Origin of the sequence: Caenibius sp. WL, from assembly GCF_019803445.1 — a bacterium.
GTDB lineage: Bacteria > Pseudomonadota > Alphaproteobacteria > Sphingomonadales > Sphingomonadaceae > Caenibius.
The window spans coordinates 2,829,398-2,851,238 of the sequence record NZ_CP081844.1 but is presented as its reverse complement, the minus strand read 5'-3'; the positions used below and the strand labels follow the sequence as shown (position 1 = coordinate 2,851,238).

At 57.9% G+C, this 21,841-nt stretch carries 21 protein-coding genes and 5 pseudogenes; 14 read left to right on the top strand and 12 right to left on the bottom strand.

The features are described 5' to 3' along the window. Positions 1-14: 14 nt before the first annotated feature. Positions 15-254 carry a hypothetical protein gene (locus K5X80_RS13545; protein ID WP_222558242.1) on the bottom strand — a complete coding sequence of 80 codons (240 nt, stop codon included), beginning with the start codon at positions 252-254 and terminating at the stop codon, positions 15-17. A gap of 104 nt (positions 255-358) precedes the next feature. Between K5X80_RS13545 and K5X80_RS13540 the strand changes: the two genes are divergently transcribed. Continuing rightward, positions 359-580, top strand: coding sequence for a hypothetical protein (locus K5X80_RS13540; protein ID WP_222558241.1), 222 nt, complete (start codon positions 359-361; stop codon positions 578-580). A gap of 114 nt (positions 581-694) precedes the next feature. Here K5X80_RS13540 and K5X80_RS13535 read toward each other — a convergent pair whose 3' ends face one another. Further along, entirely contained in the window at positions 695-1,474 is a 780-nt protein-coding gene (locus K5X80_RS13535; protein WP_222558240.1) for an SDR family oxidoreductase, read from the bottom strand. Next, complete coding sequence (locus tag K5X80_RS13530) at positions 1,471-1,800, bottom strand: nuclear transport factor 2 family protein (protein ID WP_222558239.1); 330 nt, start codon at positions 1,798-1,800, stop codon at positions 1,471-1,473. Before K5X80_RS13530 ends, K5X80_RS13535 begins: the two co-directional genes overlap by 4 nt. 128 nt (positions 1,801-1,928) lie before the next feature. On the opposite strand from K5X80_RS13530, the gene K5X80_RS13525 reads away from it, so the two are divergent. Both K5X80_RS13525 and K5X80_RS17340 read left to right on the top strand, forming a co-directional pair. Continuing rightward, positions 1,929-2,831, top strand: coding sequence for a LysR family transcriptional regulator (locus K5X80_RS13525; protein WP_222558238.1), 903 nt, complete (start codon positions 1,929-1,931; stop codon positions 2,829-2,831). Positions 2,832-3,488: 657 nt separating this feature from the next. Further along, positions 3,489-3,839: pseudogene (locus tag K5X80_RS17340) on the top strand (DDE-type integrase/transposase/recombinase); the annotation flags it as partial. Between the two features lie 145 nt (positions 3,840-3,984). Here the strand turns inward: K5X80_RS17340 and K5X80_RS17335 are convergent. Further along, positions 3,985-4,437, bottom strand: a pseudogene (locus K5X80_RS17335) (sensor histidine kinase); the annotation flags it as partial. 1,009 nt (positions 4,438-5,446) lie between these two features. On the opposite strand from K5X80_RS17335, the gene nhaA reads away from it, so the two are divergent. Beyond that, positions 5,447-6,760, top strand: coding sequence for a Na+/H+ antiporter NhaA (gene nhaA, locus K5X80_RS13505; RefSeq protein ID WP_222558236.1), 1,314 nt, complete (start codon positions 5,447-5,449; stop codon positions 6,758-6,760). Positions 6,761-7,558: 798 nt separating this feature from the next. Then, positions 7,559-7,870 carry a PRC-barrel domain-containing protein gene (locus K5X80_RS13500; protein WP_222558235.1) on the top strand — a complete coding sequence of 104 codons (312 nt, stop codon included), beginning with the start codon at positions 7,559-7,561 and terminating at the stop codon, positions 7,868-7,870. Here the strand turns inward: K5X80_RS13500 and K5X80_RS13495 are convergent. Then, a pseudogene (locus tag K5X80_RS13495) lies at positions 7,870-8,370 on the bottom strand (IS21 family transposase); the annotation flags it as partial. The gene K5X80_RS13500 and the pseudogene K5X80_RS13495 overlap by 1 nt on opposite strands. Positions 8,371-8,593: 223 nt before the next feature. Then, positions 8,594-8,950 (bottom strand): hypothetical protein, encoded by a 357-nt coding sequence (locus tag K5X80_RS13490; protein ID WP_222558234.1) that lies wholly within the window; start codon positions 8,948-8,950, stop codon positions 8,594-8,596. 436 nt (positions 8,951-9,386) lie between these two features. Here K5X80_RS13490 and K5X80_RS13485 point away from each other — a divergent pair, with 436 nt between their 5' ends. The 5 genes from K5X80_RS13485 (at position 9,387) to K5X80_RS17330 (ending at position 12,599) form a co-directional block, all read left to right on the top strand. Then, positions 9,387-10,181 (top strand): SOS response-associated peptidase family protein, encoded by a 795-nt coding sequence (locus K5X80_RS13485; protein WP_222558233.1) that lies wholly within the window; start codon positions 9,387-9,389, stop codon positions 10,179-10,181. Between the two features lie 427 nt (positions 10,182-10,608). Beyond that, the gene (locus K5X80_RS13480) at positions 10,609-11,061 is read left to right on the top strand and encodes a hypothetical protein (protein ID WP_222558232.1); all 453 of its coding nucleotides are present in this window, start codon (positions 10,609-10,611) and stop codon (positions 11,059-11,061) included. A 197-nt stretch (positions 11,062-11,258) separates the two neighbouring features. Continuing rightward, on the top strand, positions 11,259-11,639 hold the full coding sequence (locus K5X80_RS13475) for a hypothetical protein (protein WP_222558231.1): 381 nt from the start codon (positions 11,259-11,261) through the stop codon (positions 11,637-11,639). An 84-nt stretch (positions 11,640-11,723) separates the two neighbouring features. Then, positions 11,724-12,440 (top strand): IS6 family transposase, encoded by a 717-nt coding sequence (locus tag K5X80_RS13470; protein WP_222558230.1) that lies wholly within the window; start codon positions 11,724-11,726, stop codon positions 12,438-12,440. 87 nt (positions 12,441-12,527) lie between these two features. Further along, positions 12,528-12,599, top strand: a complete 72-nt coding sequence (locus tag K5X80_RS17330) for a DUF4113 domain-containing protein (protein ID WP_502778662.1) — start codon at positions 12,528-12,530, stop codon at positions 12,597-12,599. A 14-nt stretch (positions 12,600-12,613) separates the two neighbouring features. Here the strand turns inward: K5X80_RS17330 and K5X80_RS13465 are convergent. The 3 genes and pseudogenes from K5X80_RS13465 to K5X80_RS13460 all read right to left on the bottom strand — a co-directional run. Continuing rightward, positions 12,614-12,814 (bottom strand): annotated as a pseudogene (locus tag K5X80_RS13465) (integrase core domain-containing protein); the annotation flags it as partial. 64 nt (positions 12,815-12,878) lie between these two features. After that, positions 12,879-12,938, bottom strand: a pseudogene (locus tag K5X80_RS17325) (hypothetical protein); the annotation flags it as partial. A gap of 194 nt (positions 12,939-13,132) precedes the next feature. After that, on the bottom strand, positions 13,133-13,576 hold the full coding sequence (locus tag K5X80_RS13460) for a DUF2141 domain-containing protein (protein ID WP_222558229.1): 444 nt from the start codon (positions 13,574-13,576) through the stop codon (positions 13,133-13,135). 99 nt (positions 13,577-13,675) lie between these two features. On the opposite strand from K5X80_RS13460, the gene crtY reads away from it, so the two are divergent. Together crtY and K5X80_RS13450 are read left to right on the top strand one after the other, a co-directional pair. Beyond that, complete coding sequence (crtY, locus tag K5X80_RS13455; RefSeq protein ID WP_261390716.1) at positions 13,676-14,824, top strand: lycopene beta-cyclase CrtY; 1,149 nt, start codon at positions 13,676-13,678, stop codon at positions 14,822-14,824. Then, positions 14,821-15,744 carry a phytoene/squalene synthase family protein gene (locus K5X80_RS13450; protein WP_222558227.1) on the top strand — a complete coding sequence of 308 codons (924 nt, stop codon included), beginning with the start codon at positions 14,821-14,823 and terminating at the stop codon, positions 15,742-15,744. The genes crtY and K5X80_RS13450 overlap by 4 nt, the downstream gene beginning before the upstream one ends. On the opposite strand, the gene K5X80_RS13445 is transcribed toward K5X80_RS13450, so the two are convergent. Further along, positions 15,741-16,241, bottom strand: coding sequence for a sterol desaturase family protein (locus tag K5X80_RS13445; protein ID WP_222558226.1), 501 nt, complete (start codon positions 16,239-16,241; stop codon positions 15,741-15,743). The genes K5X80_RS13450 and K5X80_RS13445 overlap by 4 nt on opposite strands. Positions 16,242-16,271: 30 nt before the next feature. Then, positions 16,272-17,744 carry a phytoene desaturase gene (locus K5X80_RS13440; RefSeq protein ID WP_222558225.1) on the bottom strand — a complete coding sequence of 491 codons (1,473 nt, stop codon included), beginning with the start codon at positions 17,742-17,744 and terminating at the stop codon, positions 16,272-16,274. 194 nt (positions 17,745-17,938) lie between these two features. Here K5X80_RS13440 and ispH point away from each other — a divergent pair, with 194 nt between their 5' ends. Beyond that, positions 17,939-19,720, top strand: a complete 1,782-nt coding sequence (gene ispH, locus K5X80_RS13435; protein ID WP_283249175.1) for a 4-hydroxy-3-methylbut-2-enyl diphosphate reductase — start codon at positions 17,939-17,941, stop codon at positions 19,718-19,720. Further along, on the top strand, positions 19,720-20,439 hold the full coding sequence (locus K5X80_RS13430; RefSeq protein WP_222558223.1) for a sterol desaturase family protein: 720 nt from the start codon (positions 19,720-19,722) through the stop codon (positions 20,437-20,439). The genes ispH and K5X80_RS13430 overlap by 1 nt, the downstream gene beginning before the upstream one ends. Positions 20,440-20,709: 270 nt before the next feature. Here K5X80_RS13430 and K5X80_RS13425 read toward each other — a convergent pair. Next, positions 20,710-21,833 (bottom strand): IS3 family transposase gene (locus K5X80_RS13425; RefSeq protein ID WP_222558222.1). Its coding sequence is split into 2 segments (ribosomal slippage): positions 20,710-21,581 and positions 21,581-21,833, totalling 1,125 coding nucleotides; the frame shifts between segments, so codons are not numbered across the junction. Positions 21,834-21,841 lie beyond the last annotated feature (8 nt).

Below are 21,841 nucleotides of genomic sequence, written 5' to 3'. Positions count from 1 at the left end.
GAAGGCGGCTGAACTTAAGATTTGTTCGGTTCCATGCCCGAGGCGGTGACGATGTGCGCTTCTGCTGCCGTGGCTTCCGCGATGAGGGCCCGCAAGGCCTGCGCTGTATCCTGCATTAGCTGGGCGCTGATAGGCCGTTCGCCGTTCATGAAGCGCCTGAGGGCACGTTCGTCAATACCGAGTCGCCGCGAGGAAGCGGTGGTGCCGCCGAACACCTGAATGCAATGGGCGAAGTGCTCGGAAAGATCCTGCATTCCAGATGACATAATCTTTGTATTCCCTTCGTGTGGACTGATCGTACGTACGGTGCGCGAGATTGAAATGGCGAGTTGGCACCTTGCCGTCTACAGGATGGGAAATGACAGTCACGAAAGAAGACGCTCCATCGTTAGAAAGAGCGCAAAGGCGGCTCTTGCGCCGGATCTACAACGGGCGTTCCGTTCCGATCATCGCAGATGGAAGACCCTTTCTGACCTACAGCGATGCCAGCCAATACCTCCTCTCGCTCGCGCCCCAGGCCCATGACATCGCCTACGCGGAGATGAAGGAGCAGGCGAAATCGCCTCGCCATAATCCGTGAGGGAACAGGCCGCCAGGAAAGCAGTCCGACCATCGGTTCTCCATTGACAAACGGCTGCTTCCAAAGAGGTGAAAAGAGGCTCGGAACGCCCGCTTTGTCGGTGGAAAATTCCGATCAAGCAGTTGGCACGGTTCCCCCGTCGATCACGTATTCGGTCCCGGTGATGCTGCCGGCCAAATCGGACGCCAGGAATGCGATCAGGTTCGCAACTTCCTCGGGTGTTGAAGGGCGGCCGATCGGAATGCCGCCGAGCGATGCCATAATCATGCGCTTGCCGTCTTCCAGACCGGTGCCCGCCTCCGAGGCCAGCCGGCTGGCGAGTTGCACGGATGCTTCGGTTTCTATCCAGCCAGGCGATATGCGCACGACGCGAACGCCGCGGGACGAGACTTCCTTCGACAGGCTCTTGCTGTAGGTCGACAAGGCGGCCTTGGCAGCGGCATAGGCTGTCGTCGCTTCCGGCAGAGGCAGCACACGCTGGATCGAGGTCACATGGACGACGACGCCGCTGCCGCGCGACACCATGTCCGGCACGAGGTCGCGATCGAGGCGGACGGCCGGCATCAGGTTCAGGTTCAGCTCCTTCAACCACTCGGCGTCGCGCAACGCAGAGAAGCCGCCGGCCGGTGCGCTCGAACCGCCAAGCATGTGGACGATGACGTCCACATGACCGAGCCGCTCCCTGGTAGCGCTGGCCAGCACTGAACAGCCTGCGGCGGTCGTCAGGTCAGCAGCAACGAAGAGCTCTTCCGGGAGCGCGTCAGGCTTCGTCCGGGCGGTTGTCAGAACCTCAGCGCCGAGTTGGCGAAACAGGTTCACCGTGGCCGCGCCCGCTCCCCGCGTGCCGGAGGTTATCAGCACCCGCTTTCCCTCCAGCGTGAGAAAACCGGTCATGGGACGATCTCCAGTTCGGCGATCTCGTCACTCTGTAGAACGAAGAAGTAACGTAGGTCCACTGGGCTGCCGGGGAAGTCGCCCACGAGATGTCTGGTTACTACGATCCGGCCATTATCGTGTCCGATGGCCACCGTTTCAGCCGCATAGCTATATTTATTGGCGGAGTCTGCTTTCCATCGCCGGATCGCCTCGCGGCTTGTGTAAGTACGGCCCTCATCCTTGACCACCGCATGTTCGGTGAAACACCGGGCGATCGCTTCGGCACCCTTCTGTCTGTCAGCCTCGAAATAGGCAGCTATCGGGTTCGGTAGATCGATGGCCATTGTTCTCTCCTTAGGTTGCCGACCAACGGGAGCATGGGCACCCGCCATTGTCGCCGACTGACATAGGGATGGACGCGGCTGGCGATAATCGGGATAAAGAAGCATGTTGCATTGCGATTAGCGGGACAATGATCAGACAGGGTTTCATCGAGCTTGAAGCGGTGCTCGCCATTGTGCGGAGAGGCTCCTTTCGCGCTGCGGCGCTGGAGCTCGGTATGTCGACCACCGCGTTGAGCAATGCCATCGGCAAACTGGAGCGGCAGCTTGGCGTCCGGCTCTTCAATCGCACGACCCGCAGTGTGTCGCTGACCGATGCCGGGCGATCCTTTGTCGAGCGAGTGGGGCCGGCATTGGGGACGATCCACGAGGCGATGGAGGCGGTGAGATCCCAGCAGGAAACCCCGTCCGGAACCTTGCGCATCAACGCCTTCGCAACCGCCGCGCGGGAGATATTCTCTCCACTCATTCTGGAGTTCCTCCGTCGCTATCCGCAGGTCCATATCGACTTGGTAACCGAAGGGCGGCTGGTCGATGTCGTGGCGGACGGCTTCGATCTGGGGGTCCGAAGCGCCGACCTCGTTCCGAGTGACATGATCGCGTTACCGCTGGGGCCCGCTCGACGCTTCTCCGTCGTGGCTTCTCCATCATATCTTAAGGGCAAAAACCGGCCGCGCGTGCCGTCGGATCTTCTCGGCCACATATGCCTCTGCATCCGCCTGCCCAATGGCGCACCCTATCGATGGCATTTCGAGAAGAATGGCGAGCCGCTACAGATTGATGTGCAGGGCCCGATCACGCTCGATGAAGCAAGCCTGTCCCGGATCGCGGCCCTTGAAGGTGTTGGCATCGGCTTTTTCATGGAGCACGATGTTCGTGACGATCTCGCCTCGGGCCGCCTGATCCAGCTTCTGGAAGACTGGACCCCGCCGCTCAATCCGCTGTGCCTCTATTACCCTAGCCGGCGAAATCCTTCTGCCGCTTTCAAGGCCTTCATTGAGCTCGCCCGAGAAATTTCTGTCCTTACACACTAAGTCGGTGGGTAGCCGCACCTGCATTATTCCGATCTCGACCATGCCGCCGATGTGCTGATCGAAGCGGTGCGCGGCGGTGCGATCTGGAAAGCCCCTGATCGGCCGGTTCCGTCCACGCCCACCGGCGAGCGCCCGGCCTGGTCAGGACCGGTCGAGGCACGCTACCGCGCCGCGCCGGGCGTCGCTGTTCATGCAGTGGACGGCGTGCACTACCTCGGGCGCTGGAGCAGCATGACAAGGTGGGTGGTCTTGCTGGGGGCAGGGGGAGGAGGCGCAGTTCCCTCGGTCTCGTCAGCAGGCTCGGCATGATCGACCGGGTCCTCGAGGGTCGGCATGGTTTTGGGTTCACGCGCCATCCTGCGCGGCCGTCTGGCGGAAGGGGTAGTCCGGGGCGTGGTGCTGGTTTTCCGGGTCATCGGGTGGTTCTCCATTGCGAAGCAGCTCTGTGCTGCTTCCACCACCCAAAGCCCCGCCGGTTGCGCCGGTCAGAACAGTGGTTCCCCTTCGGGGTTCCACTGTTCTGAACGCACCAATGCTTGCTTTAGCGAACAAGTCGAATGGAATGTGCCGGCGAGATCCAAAAAGCTGGATATGGACTTCCACGGCAGGTGCGGGCTTCGTGCACGCATGTGTGAAGATCAGGAATTCTGTCGCGAGCTGTTCGCTGCCGATGTCCGCCAGCAGCGGGTCAGTCGGATGCGGGGCTTCCGCCATTGGAAATGGCATCTCGACGAGATGTATGTCAACTGAACGGCGAGATGGTATATCTCTGGCGCGCGGTCGATCACGAGGGAGAAATCTTCGAGAGCTACGTCACGAAGACCCGGGACAAAGCTGCGGCTCTGCGGTTTATGAAGAAGACACTTAAGCGCCACGGAACGGTGGAGACCATCACCCAACGGGCTTCGTTCCTACAAGGCTGGGATGAAGGATCTCGGCTGCGAACAGAAGCAGGGGGTTGGCCGCTATGCGAACAACCGGATGGAGAACAGCCATCTGCCCTTCCGGTGACGAGAGTGGGCGATGCTGCGGTTTCTTGTCCACATCTGTTCGAACTTGATTGCCAGCCTCGATCTGCGGAAGATGTCGCATGCCTCACCGAGACCGTCGTTCCCGGGTTCCCTCCCTTCGTTTCAACGTTTGCGTTGAGCTGGCGGGCAAGGGCTTCGACAATGCTCGTTCCCAGGCCCGGCTTGGCGTCGGCTAACGCCTCAGGCGTGCCAACGCCGTTGTCACTGACTGACAACGCCCAGTCGGTTTCATGCGAACAATAATCGACGAGAATCCTGCCGCCGCGATTGCCCGGAAATGCGTGTTTGAGCGCGTTGATCACCAGTTCGGTGACAATTAGTCCGAGACTGACCGAGATATCGGCATTTACACTGCTGCCATCGGCGGTTACCGTGATCGATACCTGATCATGATCGTGGATCATCGATGCGCCAAGGCTCTCGCACAACTGGGTAAAATAGCTGCGTAGCTCGACATCGCCGAGCCTTGATGCCGTGAGCTGCTGCTGGAGGGTGGCGATCGACATGACCCGATTGTGCGCATCTTGAAGATGGCTTCGGGTTTCCTCGGACTGCACCCGTCGCGCACTTTGCATAAGCACGCTCGCGATGATCTGAAGACTATTGGCGACGCGGTGTTGAAGCTCCTGGAGGAGGATCGCCTTTTCGCGCAGCAGGTCGTCCTTGAGCTTCTCGCTGATGCGGGCCTCGGTGACGTCGGAAATTGTCAGGAGCAGGCGGACGTGGCTGGCATCGCCATAGTTCAACTTCTCGGCATTGAGGATGAGGCGTCGGGGTGAGGCATCCCCCTTGAGGTCCATCTCATAAGCCTCGATCTTCGCATGGCCCGAGAGCGTAGCGCTCAGCAGCGAACGAAGCTGGGGTATATCCCATTCTCCTGCGCCAAGTTTGAACAGGGGACGTCCGTCCGTATTCTGCGGCTTCAGGCCGAAAGTACGATAAAAGGAGGCGCTGCCTGCGATGACGTTCAGGGCCCCGTCGAGAAGCAACGCAGGTGCGGCGGACGAAGCAAGGATCGCTAGCGCCAAGCTGTGCGCAACGTCGGGGAGGATGGACGGGTTCATAGTCAGCCCCCTTTCCGGGGAAGCCGGAAAGCTTGCGGGGAGAAAAGCTGTGTCCGGATAATCGCAAGCGAGTCCCTCTTTCCAGGAGATAGGGCCTTGCTTGCGCATTATAGCACGACTGACGCGTAAGCCCGGCATCTATTCGACACCGGATAAAAGCTGTCCTTTCAGATTCCGGCGCGTAAATCACTATTCATAGCGGTAGCTTTGACTATGAACGAACGGCTCCTTTCGGCCGAGTGACCAAGTCCCGCGAATGTCCGAGATGTTCGTGGGACTAGTTGGCAGGAATGCGCCTCGCGCCAAGCTTTGGGTATTCCCAACAGTGGGCATGGGCGCCCGGCATAGCACGAAAAAGTCCTGCGGCGATTCATGCACGGGATGCGGTGCGTACGGGATATGGCCCGATCTACGGCTTCGCACGTTAGGATTATGTCCCATGCTGCGGTGTGCAGATATACCGTTTCGGCTGGAGGTCTAAACGTGACCACCCATTAGGCCGCAATATGAAGAGGGTGAGATGATCGATCCTGCAAGCCCAGGTCTTCCGCATGAGTTCGCCGACCGGATTACAAAGCCCTTCGCGCAATTCCTCAAGGTGGAGGCGGCGGCAGGGGGCATGTTGCTGGTTGCCACAATAGCCGCACTAACCGTGGCAAATACTGCCTGGTCTGCGTGCTTCCTGGCGTTCTGGGAGATGCAAATCGGCCTGCAGCTTGGCTCGTTAGACTTCACTCGTTCAACGGGGCACTGGATCAACGACGGATTGATGACCTTCTTCTTCTTCGTGGTGTCCCTCGAGATGAAGCGCGAGTTTGCTCTCGGGGAGCTACGAAACCTCCGAACGGCAGCACTTCCCTTCGCAGCTGCGCTCGGCGGCATGATAGTTCCCATCTCAATCTACATTACGGTCCTGGCCGGAGAACCCGGCGCGCATGGCTGGGGCACGGTAATGGCCACCGATACGGCGTTCGTCATCGGAGCGCTTGCGCTCTTTGGTTCGCGCGTTCCACATAGCCTGCGCCTGTTCCTTATAGCCTTGGCAATCTTCGATGATATCGGGGCGATACTGGTCGTGGCGATCGGATACGGGGACGCTTGGAATTTCGCCGTGATCGCCCTTGCGCTCCTCGTCTTGGGTTTGATCGCCATCGCCGCCCGGTTCGGCATCAGGAGCATGCCGATATATTTCCTTCTCGGAAGCGCTTTGTGGCTGTGTCTCGATTCCTCCGGTTTCCACGCGACGATTGCCGGGGTCATTCTCGGGCTGATGGCGCCGACGCGCATCTGGGTGGGGGTGCCGCGTCTACGCGCCATCCTTGGGAACGTCCTCGATCCACGTGATCATGAGTGGAGTGGCGATACATCGGATCGCCGCGAGCTCGTGGAAGCGGGTAGGGCGATCAGTGAGTCACTATCGCCGTTGGAGCGACTGGAAATGATGCTGCACCCCTGGGTGGGGTTCGCAATCATGCCCCTCTTCGCATTGGCCAACGCGGGGGTCGCGTTTTCGGCGTCCGATTTTCAGCCTATCTCCGTTGCGATCTTTGTCGCGTTGGTGTTCGGCAAACCGATCGGGGTTCTACTCTTCAGTTGGCTGGCGCTACGCTCCGGCCTTGCAAGGCTCGGAGCAGGTCTGAGCTGGTCGTTCCTTACGGCCGGTGCCTTTCTGACCGGGATCGGCTTCACGATGTCCTTTTTCATTGCAAACCTAGCTTACCCGCCAACACTGCTGGCTGCGGCGAAGTTGGGGATTCTTCTTGCTTCGCTCGCATCGGCTATCGTGGGCCTGTTGGCCGTTTTTTGGGTAACCTCGCAAGCGAGGAAAGCCTAGTTGACCATACACCAGATCAGCAGGGCCAAGGCAGCGAACGGCGTCAACACTGCGAAGTAGCTCGGAGCTTGGCTGTCACGGGGTGTCACAGCCTGCCACGCCCAAGCAGCCGAGGTTCTTGCGCAACGGCGTCCGTAAGGTTTGCACATACACGACCGCCGACGACGTACAGTTCGGTGGGGAAGCGGGGAAGGCGAACGAACTCGAAGTTGGACGAGGACAGGCCGCCGCCTTCGTTTTCCCAACTGTCGGGGGTGGTTTGGGAAATCAGATGTTGTGACATGGCAAAACTCCTCGTAAGCGGGAACTCGCATGTCTCTCAGCCGATGACGCCTACTGCGCGTTGCCACCGATAAAACATAGTTGGGCATTAATAAGCGAAATACAAGCGCAGCTCGATTCTCGGATTAGCCGTCTTTCTGTTGACAAGTTGACCGGCGAGACAACATCAATCGAAGCTGACTTGGGTGATCCGTAAAACGGTTCTACTTCGCGGCCGCTCACAAATGCAAACAAGATTGGCTTGGCGGATGTTGGCCTAATAAACTTCCATGGGCCGGGTGAGCTTAACAGTAGCTAGCTACCTTCAAGCCGGTCGACTCTCGTTGCGTGAGAGCTTTCGTTTGTTCACCGGCAGCCAGTAACCTGATGTTACTAGAATCAGGATTGCGCCTGAGTCGCGCAAAAACGTCGGCTGCCCCTCCAGTTGATCGTTCACCCAGCCGCAAAACAAGGAACGAAGCACGCAGTTCACCATTGAGTGATCAGGAGGCCTTTAGCAGGCTGGAGAACTGAGAGATGACTGACGCACCGCAAAAGACATCACTGCTACTGACCGCCAAAACTAGTGGGCTAGATGTGCGATCCCGCGATGGCGACAAGCTTGGCCATGTCGAAGCAATCATGGTGGACAAGCGATCAGGAAATACCGCTTATGCTATCCTCAGCCTCGGCGGTTTTCTCGGCATGGGGAAAAGCTACTATCCCATTCCATTTTCGCTTCTGGCCTATGATGTGCCGAACGACCACTACGTTGTAACCGCCGACCGCCGATTGCTCGAAGGCGGGCCGAGCTGGGCGAACAACGCGCCAGATTTTGATCAAGCTTAGGCGCGGACGATGAAGGCTCTGCTGTGCGACAGCTTCGTATGTGCAGCCTGCAGCTTGGTCTGCCTGCCGGCGATCATCGCCCAGTCCTCGCTCCAGTCGAACTGGAAGGCTTCGCCGGGCTGGAACACCAGCGGCACGAAAGTCCCGCGTCCGCTGGTCTGGGCGTCGCGCTGGCGGTCGGCCTTCCAGGCCCGCGCAAAGGCCGCAACGCGGTTGTAGGAACCGTCGTATCCCAAGGCCACAAGATCGGCGTGCATCTGCTTGGCTGTGCGTCGCTGCTTGCGCGACTTGCCGGTCTCAATCCGAAGCCAGGCTGACAGCTTCTCGGCAAACGGATCCAGCTTGCTCGGCCGATCGGGAACCCTGAACTTCGGATCGACCGTATCCGTGCGTAGGTACTTGCGGATCGTGTTGCGCGACAATCCCGTGTGTCGTTCAATCTCACGGATCGGGAGGTGCTGCCGGAAATACCAGCGTCGGATTACACTCAGTAACTCCATGTCGATCACTCCTGGATCCCCCGACAAGTTAGTCAGGGGCAAGGTCAAAACATGGGTCACTTCTCAGTGGAAATTTGTGCCCCTCCCGGGTCAGCTCTCAGTGGAAATCAACAGTGAGAGCGAGTACCGCGCTCAAAGATGGAAATTAGCACCGAGAAGGCGTATATCACCTCTTTGTGTGATGAGTAGGATTGGTCTTGTCCTGTTAGTGGCCGAGCAATAATTAGCCGAGCTTGCGGTCCAGGAGATGCTGTATTTCTCGTTGAGTAGACCTATGCGAGCGTCGTAGTTGCGCCCTCGCATCTTCCAAATTGGTATAACGGTAAGAGCCGACTGAAAAAGTCTCGATGGCGCCTCGGATAATGCCGTTTTCGCTCTCGTGCGGCACTTCGCTCGCATCGTTTAGGGGCGGTTCACTGGCCCTATTAGGTACTTTGGTTCCACGAGCTGCGATTATCTCAAGCTGACCGCAAATCAGCAGCAACTCATCCGCGATCATTTCCAGCGCAAGCGTTTGCCGTTCCTGGCTCGTATAATGCGGCTTTTCATTCTGGGGGTGATTGGATGCGGCCTCGGCCATGATCCTCTCCATGTCTTGAGGAAACCGCCTGAACCTGAAAAACAATGTTCAGGCTAGTACTGGGTCAACCCATGTTTCCTGCGGTATGCCCGGATATTCCTGGCATAATGTGCAACCAAGTCGAAACGGCTTTTCGGGGCGCCAAGGGAACGGGCTTGCACCGCACGAATAAGCGCAACTTGATGATGATACAGCAATTGATTGAGGTCCATGATGGCTCTCCTAACTGCGGGAGCGCTACGGTCTCTCAGTCGCCATTATGTGCAGGGTAACAGGCGATATATAGATATGGGGTGCACAACGGGAAATACAAGCCTTCTCCCGCGATCTTACCTTGAATTTACAACCAGCGCCCCCATATTTGATCGATCGCATTGGCATACCCGAGCAGGATGCGACTGAGAGTAAGACACTCCCGCTCCAAAGGAGATGTCCGATGCCCGCGCCGGCACTATTCAGCCGCAAACGCTTTTCAGCTTTCCATTCAACGGCTGAGGATATCGCCTTGCTTGCGAAGGAAAGCGAAAGATGGGAAAATGAAGGGGGCCATCTCGGCCCGTTCCTTCGCGTCAACCTGCCGATAAAAGGTAACGACCTTCCTCTCAAAAAGCGCGCGAGCCCGGCAATAAAGGCATCGACTTGCAATCTGTATCGGTTGGCCAGCAGCGTCACAGAGGTGGCCCATGCATTTCATGTCGCGACCGAAGCGGAGAGCAATGCGGGCGAAAGAGTGTATCCTGGTGCGCCCGGTCTGGTCATTGCCAATGGCAAGGTGCGCTCGATGACGTGGGGGATGCCAATAGCGGCGGCCGATGAAGACGGCACCCGATTGCTGATGGCTGTCAACAATGTGTCGAAAAAGCAGCTTGACAGTGCATTGTGGCGCGAGCGCTTCGCCAAGCGGCGATGCCTCATCCCGCTCGATGCTTTCGCAATCACCGACGTCCTTCACGGCCAAATCATCCAGAAATGGATTGCGATTGCAGATCGCCCTATGTTCGCTTGTGCTGGAGTTTGGCGTGACAGCGACGAATGGGGGCCGGTTTATGCAATGGTTATGACCAGCATATCCGACAGGTCCGGGGCACTGCGCGATGGCATGCCAGTTGTCCTGGAGACGGCCGATTTCGATATCTGGCTGAACGGCTCGGCACAGGATGCTGAAAAGCTGTGCATCCCGTTCGAAAACGAACTGACCGTCACATTCACATCAGAGCCTTGGCTCAGTTAAGGGAGCAAACCTGCAAATATGCCCTTAACCCCGTCAAGATCGAGCGGAGGCCTTGCTTGCGAAGGTGCGTAATGCACCCCCCAAGGGATTGGGGATAAACATTTCAAATCTTACGACTGAGGCTTCCCATGGAACGGATAGATGGAGAACTCCTGTTAAATCTTAACGCTGCTATTCGGGCGAAAGGACAAACGGCCACAGTTGCCGAAACTTTTATTCCCCGCATGGTCGCTGAAATCATATACCTGAGAAGGGAAAATGAACGCCTATCCTCCTAAGAGAAAGATCGACTTTAATATTATTAAATTAAAATACTATGCTTCAGAATTAAAATTTCGAACCCCTCCTTATTCCGGGATTAATATTGAAGGAGATATGCACTGCTATCGAGCAGCTATCACCATAGCGCGATAGAGAGCCCAAAATAATGAGCGACCAGCCCAATCAGGCCGATCACCATAGCAGCGGTTCCGACAAGCTTCAGGCATCCGAAGCGGTTCATCTTGGGCGAAACAGAATAACTGTGGCGAGTAGCTTCCAAGCCTGTGGCGAAATTGTAACCACACTGATCACACATTACCGCTCTATGATTAACTGGAGCGGCGCAATGGGGACAAATCTTATTACCTGTTTCCATGGCTTAAACTCAGGTTTACCAAGCTGCCAGAGGCTTCATTGCGGCCAAAGGAAAAAGGGCGCTCTGGCCGCCCCTTCCTATTTCAGTGATCTTACTTGGGTTGCGGGCTCTGCTTTGGCTCATCTGCCTGTTGCCCCGGCTTATTGGGTTGCTGTTGTTCCTGCTGGCGTTTCTGTTGAGCATCCTTTTGGGGATCTGGAGTGGGCACATTTTTGGGGTCGTTGTTCACGACAGTCTCCTTGAAACCCCTCCACTGAGAAAACGCATGAAAGCGGATAAGGGGGCCGAGTTATTTTGCTTCGCCGTCATAGCAACGGGGTCCTCCAAGTATCCCACCGCACCTTGATTGCTGCGCCATGCATCCCATATCCAACCCATCGCCCTATCTCCTGAGCACGGTGCGACTGAGAGTTGAATGCTCCCGCTCTGCGGAGGCGTATATGACAAGCGGCTACTCTAGAAAATCAGGCTCTTTCTCCGCATTTTCATCTTCATTGGAAGAATATCAGAAGAACATCCGAAATTCCGTTGCTACTGCTACGCAGAAAGCGGCTGATGAAGCGAATCAAGTTCTTGAGGGGGCGAACGCGCAGCCAAGTGAAGTGACGAGATTAGAGCGGAGAGTGCTGGCCCACGAGCGCATATTACAGGCACTAGTCTGCGATCTCGCGGATGATGATCCGGAGATTCTCACGCGATTAAAGCTGCGCTTCGGCGGCGGGCACGATCTTGGCAACCATGAGCAAAATTATGTGTCTACACGTCAATTCGGTGAATATTTCATTCATGCCGTTGAGGCAGAGATGGCCAAACGCCATTAGCGTATCGCTTGGGGCTGTCAGAAGGGCGCTGTCAAAGGGATTGCACCGATTGGCTGAACGATAGTTGCCGGGTAGGGCGGGGCGATGCCCCGTACTCGCAAACCAGCCAATCCGTTCCGGTACTTCCACTCGTCACCCGAGGTGATCCGCCTCGTGGTCATGATGTATGTTAGGTTTCCACTGTCGCTGCGGAACGTGGAAGATCTGCTGTTCGAGCGTGGCATCGACCTGTGTCATGAAACCGTGCGTCTCTGGTGGAACCGGTTCGGTCCGCTGTTTGCAGCTGATATCCGCCGGCAGCGGATCAGCCGGATGCGGGGCTTCCGCCATTGGAGATGGCATCTTGATGAGGCCTATGTGCGGATCAACGGCGAGATGCATTACCTGTGGCGCGCCGTCGATCACGAGGGCGAGATTCTCGAGAGCTACGTCACCAAAACCCGGGACAAGGCTGCAGCCCTGCGTTTCATGAAGAGGACGCTCAAGCGCCACGGGTCAGTGGAGACCATCACCACCGATGGGCTTCGTTCCTACAAGGCTGCGATGCAGGACTTGGGCTGCGAACAGAAGCAGGAGGTCGGCCGCTATGTGAACAACCGGGTGGAGAACAGCCACCTGCCGTTCCGGCGACGAGAGCGGGCGATGCTGAGGTTTCGACAGATGAAGTCGTTACAGAAGTTTGCTTCGGTTCATGCCAACCTCCACAATCACTTCAATCAAGAACGCCATCTCGTCGATAGAGAAACCTATAAGGCCCGCCGCTCAGCTGCTCTGGCTGAGTGGCAAAACCTCATGGCCTGAGCACGCGTACTCAAAGACCGGAATCTGCCAAACGGAGAGCAGTTCGCATCGGACTGACAGCACCCTCAGAAGAACGGGGAGTGACACATGCGGCGGGAGAACCTGTCGCCCAACTTCACGGGCAGGTGGGCCGTAATCCCATCAGCCAAGATGGGGTGATGCAGCTATAGAGCAGCCTCGCGCATCGTGTAGAAGTTCTCCCCATTGAGAAGTTCATCGCGAAGCTTCCCGTTAAAGCTCTCATTGTAGCCATTCTCCCAAGGGGATCCCGGCTCTATGTAGAGTGTCTTCACGCCGATCCGACCAAGCCATTCTCGCACCGCGGTGGCCGTAAACTCCGCGCCATTGTCCGACCGGATATGCGCCGGTGGACCACACCTTCAGCCCGCCATACTCACGTCGCCAGCGGTAATAACTCTGCTCCGATATTCCCAGACCACTGCATAGCGATCCGGTCTTCTCTCCCTGCGAAAGCCGGACCTCGGCCTTGCGAAGCATCCCGATGATCTGCTCCGCAGTGTAGTTCTTCCGTGCCATTCTTCGCTCCTTCCAAGCGTAAAATAGCCGGATCGCCCAGTTCGAACGGCAACAGATTTTGAAAGCAGAAGGCGTCTAGAAAACTAGGGGCTATTCAGACTTCAGAAGGTCAGAACCCTCTTGCATCACGGGCGGCGACCACAGAAGTCCTGACCCTAGAAAATGTATTGAAGTCGTATTTCGAGGTTTGCATTACGCGTTAAGTTAACTTGCGCTTCCTCAAAGCGTGGGGCTCGGGGTTTAAATCCTGGATTTTTTGAAAACCCATAACCCTCTTTGGGGATGCCGGCGAATGTATCGAGCTGGTTATTCGAATTCCTATCGTGAAACACGCTGATGGCGTAATCGCCAGGCTCGCTGAGCATTATAACCGCCGGAGTGGTCCCTTTTGCCGCATTGAAGGAATAGGTCCGCGCGCCCGGACCAGTGCATTCCGGGAAGCCGGAGCCACGCGGGCATACCGCAACCCGGATTAATCCCTTACTGGATGCGACGTTGACCACATTCAGATCAATCTGAAGATTGGACTCATTCGCGTCGGCCGCGATGGAGCCAAGGCTAAACACAAGCGCAATAACTGCGGCAAAACGGTGAACCATAGGTTGTGATCGTACACGAGCCTATTCCGGCACGCCAGCTTTCCTCGCGCGTCCTCCTGCCGAGCTTGCCTCATCAATCGCGTCTGCTACGATTTGAGCATGGGCTGTCCTGATCCGATTGTCATTGTAGGGGGTGGCCTGGGTGGATCGTTAGCCGCCTTGGCACTGCATCATTCACGGCCTGAAGTGCCGATCCTTCTGCTTGAGAGCGGGCCAACTTTTGGAGGCGATCACACCTGGTCTTTCTTCTCCAGCGATGTGCCGCCTGGTTCGGTGGAGATGGTTCAATTGCTCCGGCCGCGGACATGGCCAACCCACCGGGTTCATTTTCCGGGGCGGGAGCGGCGGATCGATATTCCCTATAACACCGTACAGTCGGCGGCGCTCGACCGTGTGATCCGCATGCATCTCCCGCCCGGCAAATGGAGAACGGGTGCCAAGGTCGCCAACTTGACGGGCGACAGCGTGGAACTGGAGGGTGGCGAAACGCTGCTGGCGCGCGCGGTAATCGATGCGCGTGGTCCGCAAGGCCCAATGCCGGGTCTTACGCTGGGGTGGCAGAAGTTTGTCGGCGTCGAGCTGGCATCCACCTCGCCGGACCCCGAATGCGCGATCGTTATGGACGCCACGGTTGATCAGATCGGTGGCTATCGGTTTGCCTATATCCTGCCCCTCGCACCGCAACGGGTACTGGTGGAGGACACCTATTACACCCTCGACCCTACTCTCGATGAAAACGAGGTCGTCGCGCGGGCGCACGCCATTGCGGAGGAGGCTGGGCTTGATGGCAAAGAACTGCGGCGGGAAAGCGGCGTGCTTCCCATCGTCATATCAGGAAAACCCGATCTTTTCTGGCCGAAGGATGATCCCATTGCCCGATTGGGCCTGACTGGCGGTTTTTTTCACGCGACCACCGGCTATTCCATAGGACTGGCTTTGCAGATGGCGCAAGAATTTGCGCGATTGGGGGGCGAATATGATGGCCCGGCCCTTGCGCAATGGACCCGCTCCCGCTTCCTTCGTCACTGGCACAACATGCGCTTCTATCGTGCGCTCAACCGGATGATGTTCTACGCTGCCGGGGATGAGGAGCGGTATCGCATTTTTGAGCATTTCTATCGCTTACCACGATCGACAATCGCCCGTTTTTACGCCGGAACGCTTACGGCTCTGGACAAGGCTCGAATTCTGACCGGCAAACCGCCGGTCGTGATGTCGGCTGCCCTCAAGGCCATGGTCCGCCCATGAGCTCGCGCGCCGAGATTGTACGGTTTTCCAAGGAAACGATCAGCGTGGGTTCGCAAAGTTTTGCCGCAGCGAGCGCGTTGTTTGCTCCCGATGTGCGAGAGCGGTGCTGGATGCTTTACGCCTGGTGCCGAGCTGCGGACGATCTAACCGATGGGCAGACCCTTGGCCATGACGCAGGCAACAACGCTGATCCTGACCGCGCCCACGCCTTCCTGCAGGAGATGACGGCACGCGCGCTCGACAGCGACGAGGCTGTTCCACCACCGTTTGAAGCGCTGCGCCATGTCGTGCGCGAGACGAATGTCAGTCGGGGTTTGATAGAGGATCATCTGGCTGGGTTTGCGCTAGACGCCTCCCAATGGCGTGCAGCAAGCGAGCAGGATTTGCTGCAATATTGCTACCATGTGGCAGGCAGCGTTGGTTGCATGATGGCCATCGTGATGGGGGTTCCGCCAGGCGATGAGGATACGCTGGACCGGGCTTGTGACCTGGGAATTGCCTTCCAACTGTCCAATATTGCCCGCGACATAATTCCCGATGCGCAAGTGGGGCGGTATTATTTGCCTGACGAATGGCTGCGCGAACACAGCCTCGATTTAGCAGCAATCAGCGAACCGGAAAATCGCGAGATAGTGGCGGTGCTCGCGGCGAGGCTTATTGGCATCTCGCAGCCCTACCATCGGTCAGCCCGGATTGGGGCCCTGAAGCTGCCCTTCCGCTCGCGTCTGGCCGTGTTGATGGCGGACGGGGTTTATGGCGCAATCGGACAAAAAGTCGTGCGATTGGGGTCGAAGGCTTGGGATCAGCGGGTTTCGACACGCGCGGCTGAGAAGTTCTCACAACTGGCCGTCGCGCTTGGCCGCGGCGTTTTTGGCAATGCCCCGCAATCGCGCGAGGGGCTGTTCCAGCGCCCCCGCTAATCCTGATCAACTTCGGATGATCGGACGCTCCCCAATCGGCGGAGTTGATCACGCAAATCCGCCACCTTGGGCGCCCAAAGGAAACCGAAGCTCACCGTCCCCTGCTTGGTTGAGACAGCGTGATGCAACCGGTGGGCTTGTACGATCCGCTTGAAATAGCGGCTATGCGGAACGATCCGATGCGGCAGGCGGCGGTGCACGATCCAGTCGTGAAAACCGAAATAGATGGCGCCATAGGCCGCTATTCCCACTCCCACGGTGGTATAGACGCTGCCCCATTCTTCCTGCACGCCCAGCCAAATCAGCAGGATGGAAGGCAGGGCAAAAATGGCTGCATAGAGGTCATTCCATTCCATCATTCCCCTGCGGGGGCGATGGTGGCTGGCGTGAAGGAACCATCCCGGCCCATGCATGACCCAGCGGTGCATGGCGTAGGCAAACCCTTCCATCCCAACGACTGTGATAACGAAAATGCAGAGGATGGCGAACCAAGACATATCCGAACCATACCGCACAAGGGCGCCATGTTAAACGATAAGGCTGGCCGTCGCCTTGGCGCTGCCAATCACCCCGGGAATGCCGGCGCCGGGATGCGTACCGGCTCCAACGAAGTAGAGGTTCTCGAATTTGTCGTCGCGATTATGGCCGCGAAACCACGCGCTCTGCGTGAGCACTGGCTCCAAGCTGAACGCGGAGCCCATATGAGCGCCGAGATCATCGCGGAAATCTTCGGGCGTGTAATGAAAGCTGGTATCGAGCCTTTCATAGATATCGGGAATGAGAGTGTCGCGCACGCGATCGAGCACGATGCGTTCATAGCGCGGCCCTTCCGCCGCCCAATCGACCGCAGCCCGCCCAAGATGAGGGACTGGAGCAAGCGCGTAAAACGTGGAGCAACCGGGGGGCGCCATCCCCGGATCCGTCGCGCTGGGGTGGTGAAGATAGATCGAGGGATCGGGTGCGAGTGCGCCTTTGTCATAAATATCGTCGAGCAGCGTGGCGTAGCGATCGGAAAACAGAATGGAATGATGCGCGATATCGGGAAAGCTTCCTTTCAAGCCAAAATGCACCAGGAAAAGGCTGGGCGAAAAGCGCTTGCGCGATAAGGAACGTAGTCTTTTGCGCGCGTAATCGGAATTGGTGAGCAGGCCATAGCTGTGAACCAAATCACCGTTGCTCGCGACGAGATCGGCCTCATGCGCTGTTCCCGACTCCAGCGTAACGCCTGTCACCCTGCCATTGGCGTGATCAATGCGGGAGACTTTTTCACTAAGCTTCAACGTACCCCCCAGCCGGATGAACAACGCCACCAGCCCCTGAACGAGGGCATTGGTGCCGCCCTTTGCGTACCAAACGCCGCCCAGTTTCTCCAATTGGTGGATGAGCGCGTAGATGCTGCTCGTCCGCATCGGGTTGCCGCCGACCAGCAGCGTGTGAAAGGACAGCGCCTGGCGCAGATGTTCGTCCTGCACATAACTCGCGACCACGGAATAGACTGAACGCCACGCCTGATAACGCGCCAATGCGGGCGCTGCCTTCAGCATCTGAGCGAAGTCGAGGAAGGGCACCGATCCCAGCTTGAGATAGCCCTGTTCGTAGACCCCGTATGAATAGTCCAGAAACCGGGCATAGCCGTCGACATCACCCGGATTGAGCTTGGCGATTTCCGCGTTCAGCGCCGCATCATCGTTGGAATAGTCAAAGCGAACCCCGTCATTCCAGATTAGACGGTAAAAGGGCGTGATGGGGAGCAAATCGACATCCCGCTCTAAGCGATCCCCTGATAGCGCCCATAATTCTTTCAAACACGCTGGATCGGTGATCACCGTTGGCCCAGCGTCAAAAGTATAGCCATCCCGGTTCCACACATAGGCGCGCCCGCCGGGCTTATCGCGCGCTTCGAAAATCGTTGTTGTGATACCCGCGCTCTGCAAACGGATTGCCAGCGCCAACCCACCGAAGCCCGCGCCGATCACAATGGCACTCGACGCTTTTCGCATGACAATGTTCCATTTTGCTGCAACTTTACATCGGGATTCTACGTTAATGTTTTCTATCTGTCGCGGCGAATATGCGGCACTGTTGAAGCGAGACAATCGCGATGGAAGCTGGGCGACGACAAATTGCTAACCGAGTTGCCGCTGGGGCGCGGCGCGTAATTCTCGCAACGCCGCGCGGATTTTGCGCGGGTGTTGTGCGAGCGATCGATGCGGTTGAAACCGCCCTGACGAAATTCGGTGCCCCCGTCTATGTGCGCCGCGCCATTGTTCACAACGCCCATGTAGTGCGCGATCTGGAAGCCAAGGGGGCGATTTTCGTCCAGGAGTTGGACGAGGTTCCAGACGGCGCGATCGTAATTCTCTCCGCCCATGGGAGCGCGCGTGCCGTCAAAACGAGAGGGCAGGTCCGCAACTTGCGGATTGCGGATGCCATTTGCCCCTTGGTGGCCAAAGTCCACCATGAAGTGGAAAATTGGTACAATTCGGGGCGGCACATCCTGCTGATCGGCCATATTGGTCATCCCGAAATTGTCGGAACGCTCGGCCAGGTGCCACAAGGGGCGATTTCCGTCATTTCGACATGCGATGATCTGGAGGCGCTGGAACTGCCATCCAACACAGCCGTGGCTTACGCGGTTCAGACAACCTTTTCCGTTCGCGATGCCGCCGGTTTGATCGCAGCAATCCATACGCGTTTCGCTGACGTTGCTGGCCCTCGGTCGAGCGATATTTGCTACGCCACCACGAACCGGCAGGAGGCTTTGGCGAGCTTCGCAAGCGAATGCGATCTGGTGCTGGTAATTGGTGACCCAACGTCATCCAACGCACGCCGTCTGGTGGAGGTTGCGCGCGATGCAGGCTGCGCGCAGGCCATGCTTGTGCAGGATGCAGCGACCCTGCCAGAGGAAGCGATACTTCGCGCGGCCAACACAATTGGCATCACCGCCGCCGCGTCCACGCCCGACCACGCCGTTAAGGACGTGTGCGACCGACTGGAAGCTTGGGGCTATGCGATAGAGACGCGCGCCGGACGCGGTGAGCAGGTCCGCTTCCGCCCCGTCGCGCTGGCTGGATTGGACGCCGCGCAGTTCCCGGTAGAGTTCGACCAGCGGATATCGCAGGTCCGTAACGATGTGGAGCAAGAGATCAATCGCGCAATTGGGCGGGACGAGGGGCGGAACCATCAGCTTGCCGATGCCATGCGTTATGCGGCGATGGGGGGCGGGAAACGCTTTCGTTCGTCGCTGGTCGTCGCTGTCAGCGAGCTTGTCGGTGGCGCTTATCAGCACGCAATCCGGGTGGCGGCAGCCATCGAATGCGTGCACGCCCAATCCCTCGTGCACGATGATCTGCCTTGCATGGATGATGATGATTTGCGCCGGGGGAAACTGGCGCTGCACCGGAAGTTCGACGAGGCAACCGCCATCCTTGCCGGTGACGCTCTGCTCGCGCTGGCGTTTGAAATTCTCGCTGGAAAGGACACGCATCCCAGCGCGGACGTGCGCGCCAATCTCGTCCTCGCTTTGGCGCAAGCTCTTGGCCAGGACGGCTTGGCGGGCGGCCAGATGATGGACCTCTATCCCCCTCAAAACCCTACCAAAGAAGATGTTTTCCAGTGCGAAGCACGCAAAACGGGCGCTCTTATCCGTTTCGCGGTGGAGGGCGGCGCAATGCTTGGGAACAGCAGTGGCGCGGATCGGGCAACGCTGAAACGATTTGCGGAAAATCTTGGCCTCGTGTTCCAGATTCGCGACGACATGCTGGATGAGCGCGGAGATGCCGCGGTGCTAGGAAAAGCCGTGGGCAAGGATGCCGTATCGGGGCGCCGTAGCGTCACGTCCTTGCTGGGGTTTCAAGGGGCGCAGGAACAAGCGCGCAAACTGGAAAATGCCTGCCACGATGCGTTGGAAGATTTCGGATCCAAAGCTTCCTCACTTCGAGATTTGACGCGGTTCGCTGTCAGCCGAGTACACTGATGGCAACGGCGGCATGGCTTGGATTGGCGGCTGCCTGCTCAACGATGACATTGATCATTTTCGTGCGCTATCTTGTGGTCAGCGGTGTTTTCGTTTGGATTGGCGAGAAGCGCCGTCCCGGCCTGCACAAAGGGTTGTCCCGGCAGATGCGCCATGAAGTGGCATGGTCGAGTGTGAGTTCACTCATCTACGCGGTTCCCGCTGCGATCGCCGCTTGGGGTTGGCATGCGCATGGCTGGACGAAGATTTACACCGAACTTCAGCCGAGAGATGTTTGGTGGATACCGCTATCCCTCATCTTGGTTCTGCTTTTCCATGACAGCTGGTTTTACTGGACCCATCGGCTGATGCACCGTCCGCGGCTGTTTAAATTAGTCCATGCTGTGCACCACAAAAGCCGACCGCCAACCGCTTGGGCGGCGATGGCATTTCATCCCCTCGAAGCGGTGACCGGCGCCATCTTCGTGCCAATTATCGTGTTCGTTCTGCCCCTTCACATCGCGGTGGTCGGGGCTGTGTTGGCGATCATGACGCTTATGGGAGCGGCCAACCATGCCGGATGGGAAATTCTGCCGCAAAGCCTTGTGCGCGGGAAAATTGGCAACTGGCTAATATCGGCAACGCATCACGAGGTTCATCATCGCTTTTATAGCCGCAATTTCGGTCTCTATTTCCGTTTTTGGGATCGTCTGATGGATACGGATGGCGGGCTTAAATGAATTGGATGACGAGCGGCACTGTTAGAGCAAATGCACCGGTGGGTGGCGTCAAAGCAAACGCACCGATTGTTCGAATGAGCGAGCATGCGTAGGGCGGGGCGATGCCTCGTCCTCGCAAACCATTCTCTCCATTGGGTAGTTTCAACGCAAACGCACCTGCTGACAAGATGAGGCTTTGCGGGGTTGAGGTGACACGGCAAAAGTGGTCCGGTTGCAGAGTTAGGTCGTGAACCCATTGAAGCGCTTGGGATTGATGGTCCAGATCCATGGTTAGTTTCCGGCTTGCCTGGCCCCGATCGGGGCCAGGCAATATCCTGATCCGGCAAGGTATTCCGCCGGCGTCAAATTGCAAAGGGCCATGTGAGGACGACTAACGTTGTAGTCCCTCCTCCAAGCCTCGATCAGCCGCTTTGCCTCGGCCAGCGAGGCGAACCAGTGAACGTTGAGACATTCGTCGCGCAGCGACCCGTTGAACGTCTCGATATGCGCATTGTCCGTCGGCTTGCCGGGACGGCTGAAGTCGATCCGAACGCCATGATGATACGCCCATAGATCGACGAGATGACCGGTAAACTCAGCGCCATTGTCCGCAAACAGGTATTTCGGCGCACCGCGCTGATACGTCAGGCGGTTGAGGACCTCGACGACATGCTCACCGCGCAGCCGCTGGCCCACCTCGATTGCCAGCGCCTCACGGCTGAACACATCAACCACCGTCAGCATCCGGAACTTCTGGCCATTGCTCAACTGGTCATGGACAAAGTCCAGGCTCCACGCCTCGTTGGGACGTTGGGGCTGGCATCGTGCCTGCCGGTGCACGACCATCTTGCGCCGACGCGGCCGCTTCGTTCGCAGCGTCAGGCCCTCTTCGCGGTAGAGCCGATAGACGACGTTGCGACCAACCTGCCAGCCTTCACGCCTGAGCATGACATGCACGCGTCGATAGCCGTAGCGGATCCGCGTGGCGACAATCTCGTGCATGCGCTGGCGTAGCGCGGTGTGCGGATCTCGCGTGCTGGGCTTGCGCTGGGTCGAACGGTGTTGCCGCGTCACCTGACAGGCCCGGCGCTCGCTGTAGCCGTGTGACGACACGACATAGGCTACAACTTCCTTCATGAGCGCCGGCCGGGAAACTTTTTTGACAGAACGTCCTGCAGCACCGCCTTATCGAGGCTCAGCTCTGCAACCAGCTTCTTCAGGCGCGCATTTTCCTCAACGACCTGTTTGAGTTCGCGGACCTGATCCGATTCCAGCCCCCCATACTGCCGCTTCCAGCGGTAAAATGTCTGCTCGGTGATCCCCACCTGGCGGATCAGATCCGCCACCGGCAAGCCCAATTCTGCCTGCTTCAACACCGCTACGATCTGCTCCGTAGAAAACCGCTTCCGCTTCATCGACGTAC

Coding starts and splice junctions, on each gene's coding strand:
- K5X80_RS13545 (WP_222558242.1), bottom strand. CDS start 254: ATGCAGGATCTTTCCGAGCACTTCGCCCATTGCATTCAGGTGTTCGGC.
- K5X80_RS13540 (WP_222558241.1), top strand. CDS start 359: ATGACAGTCACGAAAGAAGACGCTCCATCGTTAGAAAGAGCGCAAAGG.
- K5X80_RS13535 (WP_222558240.1), bottom strand. CDS start 1,474: ATGACCGGTTTTCTCACGCTGGAGGGAAAGCGGGTGCTGATAACCTCC.
- K5X80_RS13530 (WP_222558239.1), bottom strand. CDS start 1,800: ATGGCCATCGATCTACCGAACCCGATAGCTGCCTATTTCGAGGCTGAC.
- K5X80_RS13525 (WP_222558238.1), top strand. CDS start 1,929: ATGATCAGACAGGGTTTCATCGAGCTTGAAGCGGTGCTCGCCATTGTG.
- nhaA (WP_222558236.1), top strand. CDS start 5,447: ATGATCGATCCTGCAAGCCCAGGTCTTCCGCATGAGTTCGCCGACCGG.
- K5X80_RS13500 (WP_222558235.1), top strand. CDS start 7,559: ATGACTGACGCACCGCAAAAGACATCACTGCTACTGACCGCCAAAACT.
- K5X80_RS13490 (WP_222558234.1), bottom strand. CDS start 8,950: ATGGCCGAGGCCGCATCCAATCACCCCCAGAATGAAAAGCCGCATTAT.
- K5X80_RS13485 (WP_222558233.1), top strand. CDS start 9,387: ATGCCCGCGCCGGCACTATTCAGCCGCAAACGCTTTTCAGCTTTCCAT.
- K5X80_RS13480 (WP_222558232.1), top strand. CDS start 10,609: ATGAGCGACCAGCCCAATCAGGCCGATCACCATAGCAGCGGTTCCGAC.
- K5X80_RS13475 (WP_222558231.1), top strand. CDS start 11,259: ATGACAAGCGGCTACTCTAGAAAATCAGGCTCTTTCTCCGCATTTTCA.
- K5X80_RS13470 (WP_222558230.1), top strand. CDS start 11,724: ATGCCCCGTACTCGCAAACCAGCCAATCCGTTCCGGTACTTCCACTCG.
- K5X80_RS13460 (WP_222558229.1), bottom strand. CDS start 13,576: ATGGTTCACCGTTTTGCCGCAGTTATTGCGCTTGTGTTTAGCCTTGGC.
- crtY (WP_261390716.1), top strand. CDS start 13,676: ATGGGCTGTCCTGATCCGATTGTCATTGTAGGGGGTGGCCTGGGTGGA.
- K5X80_RS13450 (WP_222558227.1), top strand. CDS start 14,821: ATGAGCTCGCGCGCCGAGATTGTACGGTTTTCCAAGGAAACGATCAGC.
- K5X80_RS13445 (WP_222558226.1), bottom strand. CDS start 16,241: ATGTCTTGGTTCGCCATCCTCTGCATTTTCGTTATCACAGTCGTTGGG.
- K5X80_RS13440 (WP_222558225.1), bottom strand. CDS start 17,744: ATGCGAAAAGCGTCGAGTGCCATTGTGATCGGCGCGGGCTTCGGTGGG.
- K5X80_RS13430 (WP_222558223.1), top strand. CDS start 19,720: ATGGCAACGGCGGCATGGCTTGGATTGGCGGCTGCCTGCTCAACGATG.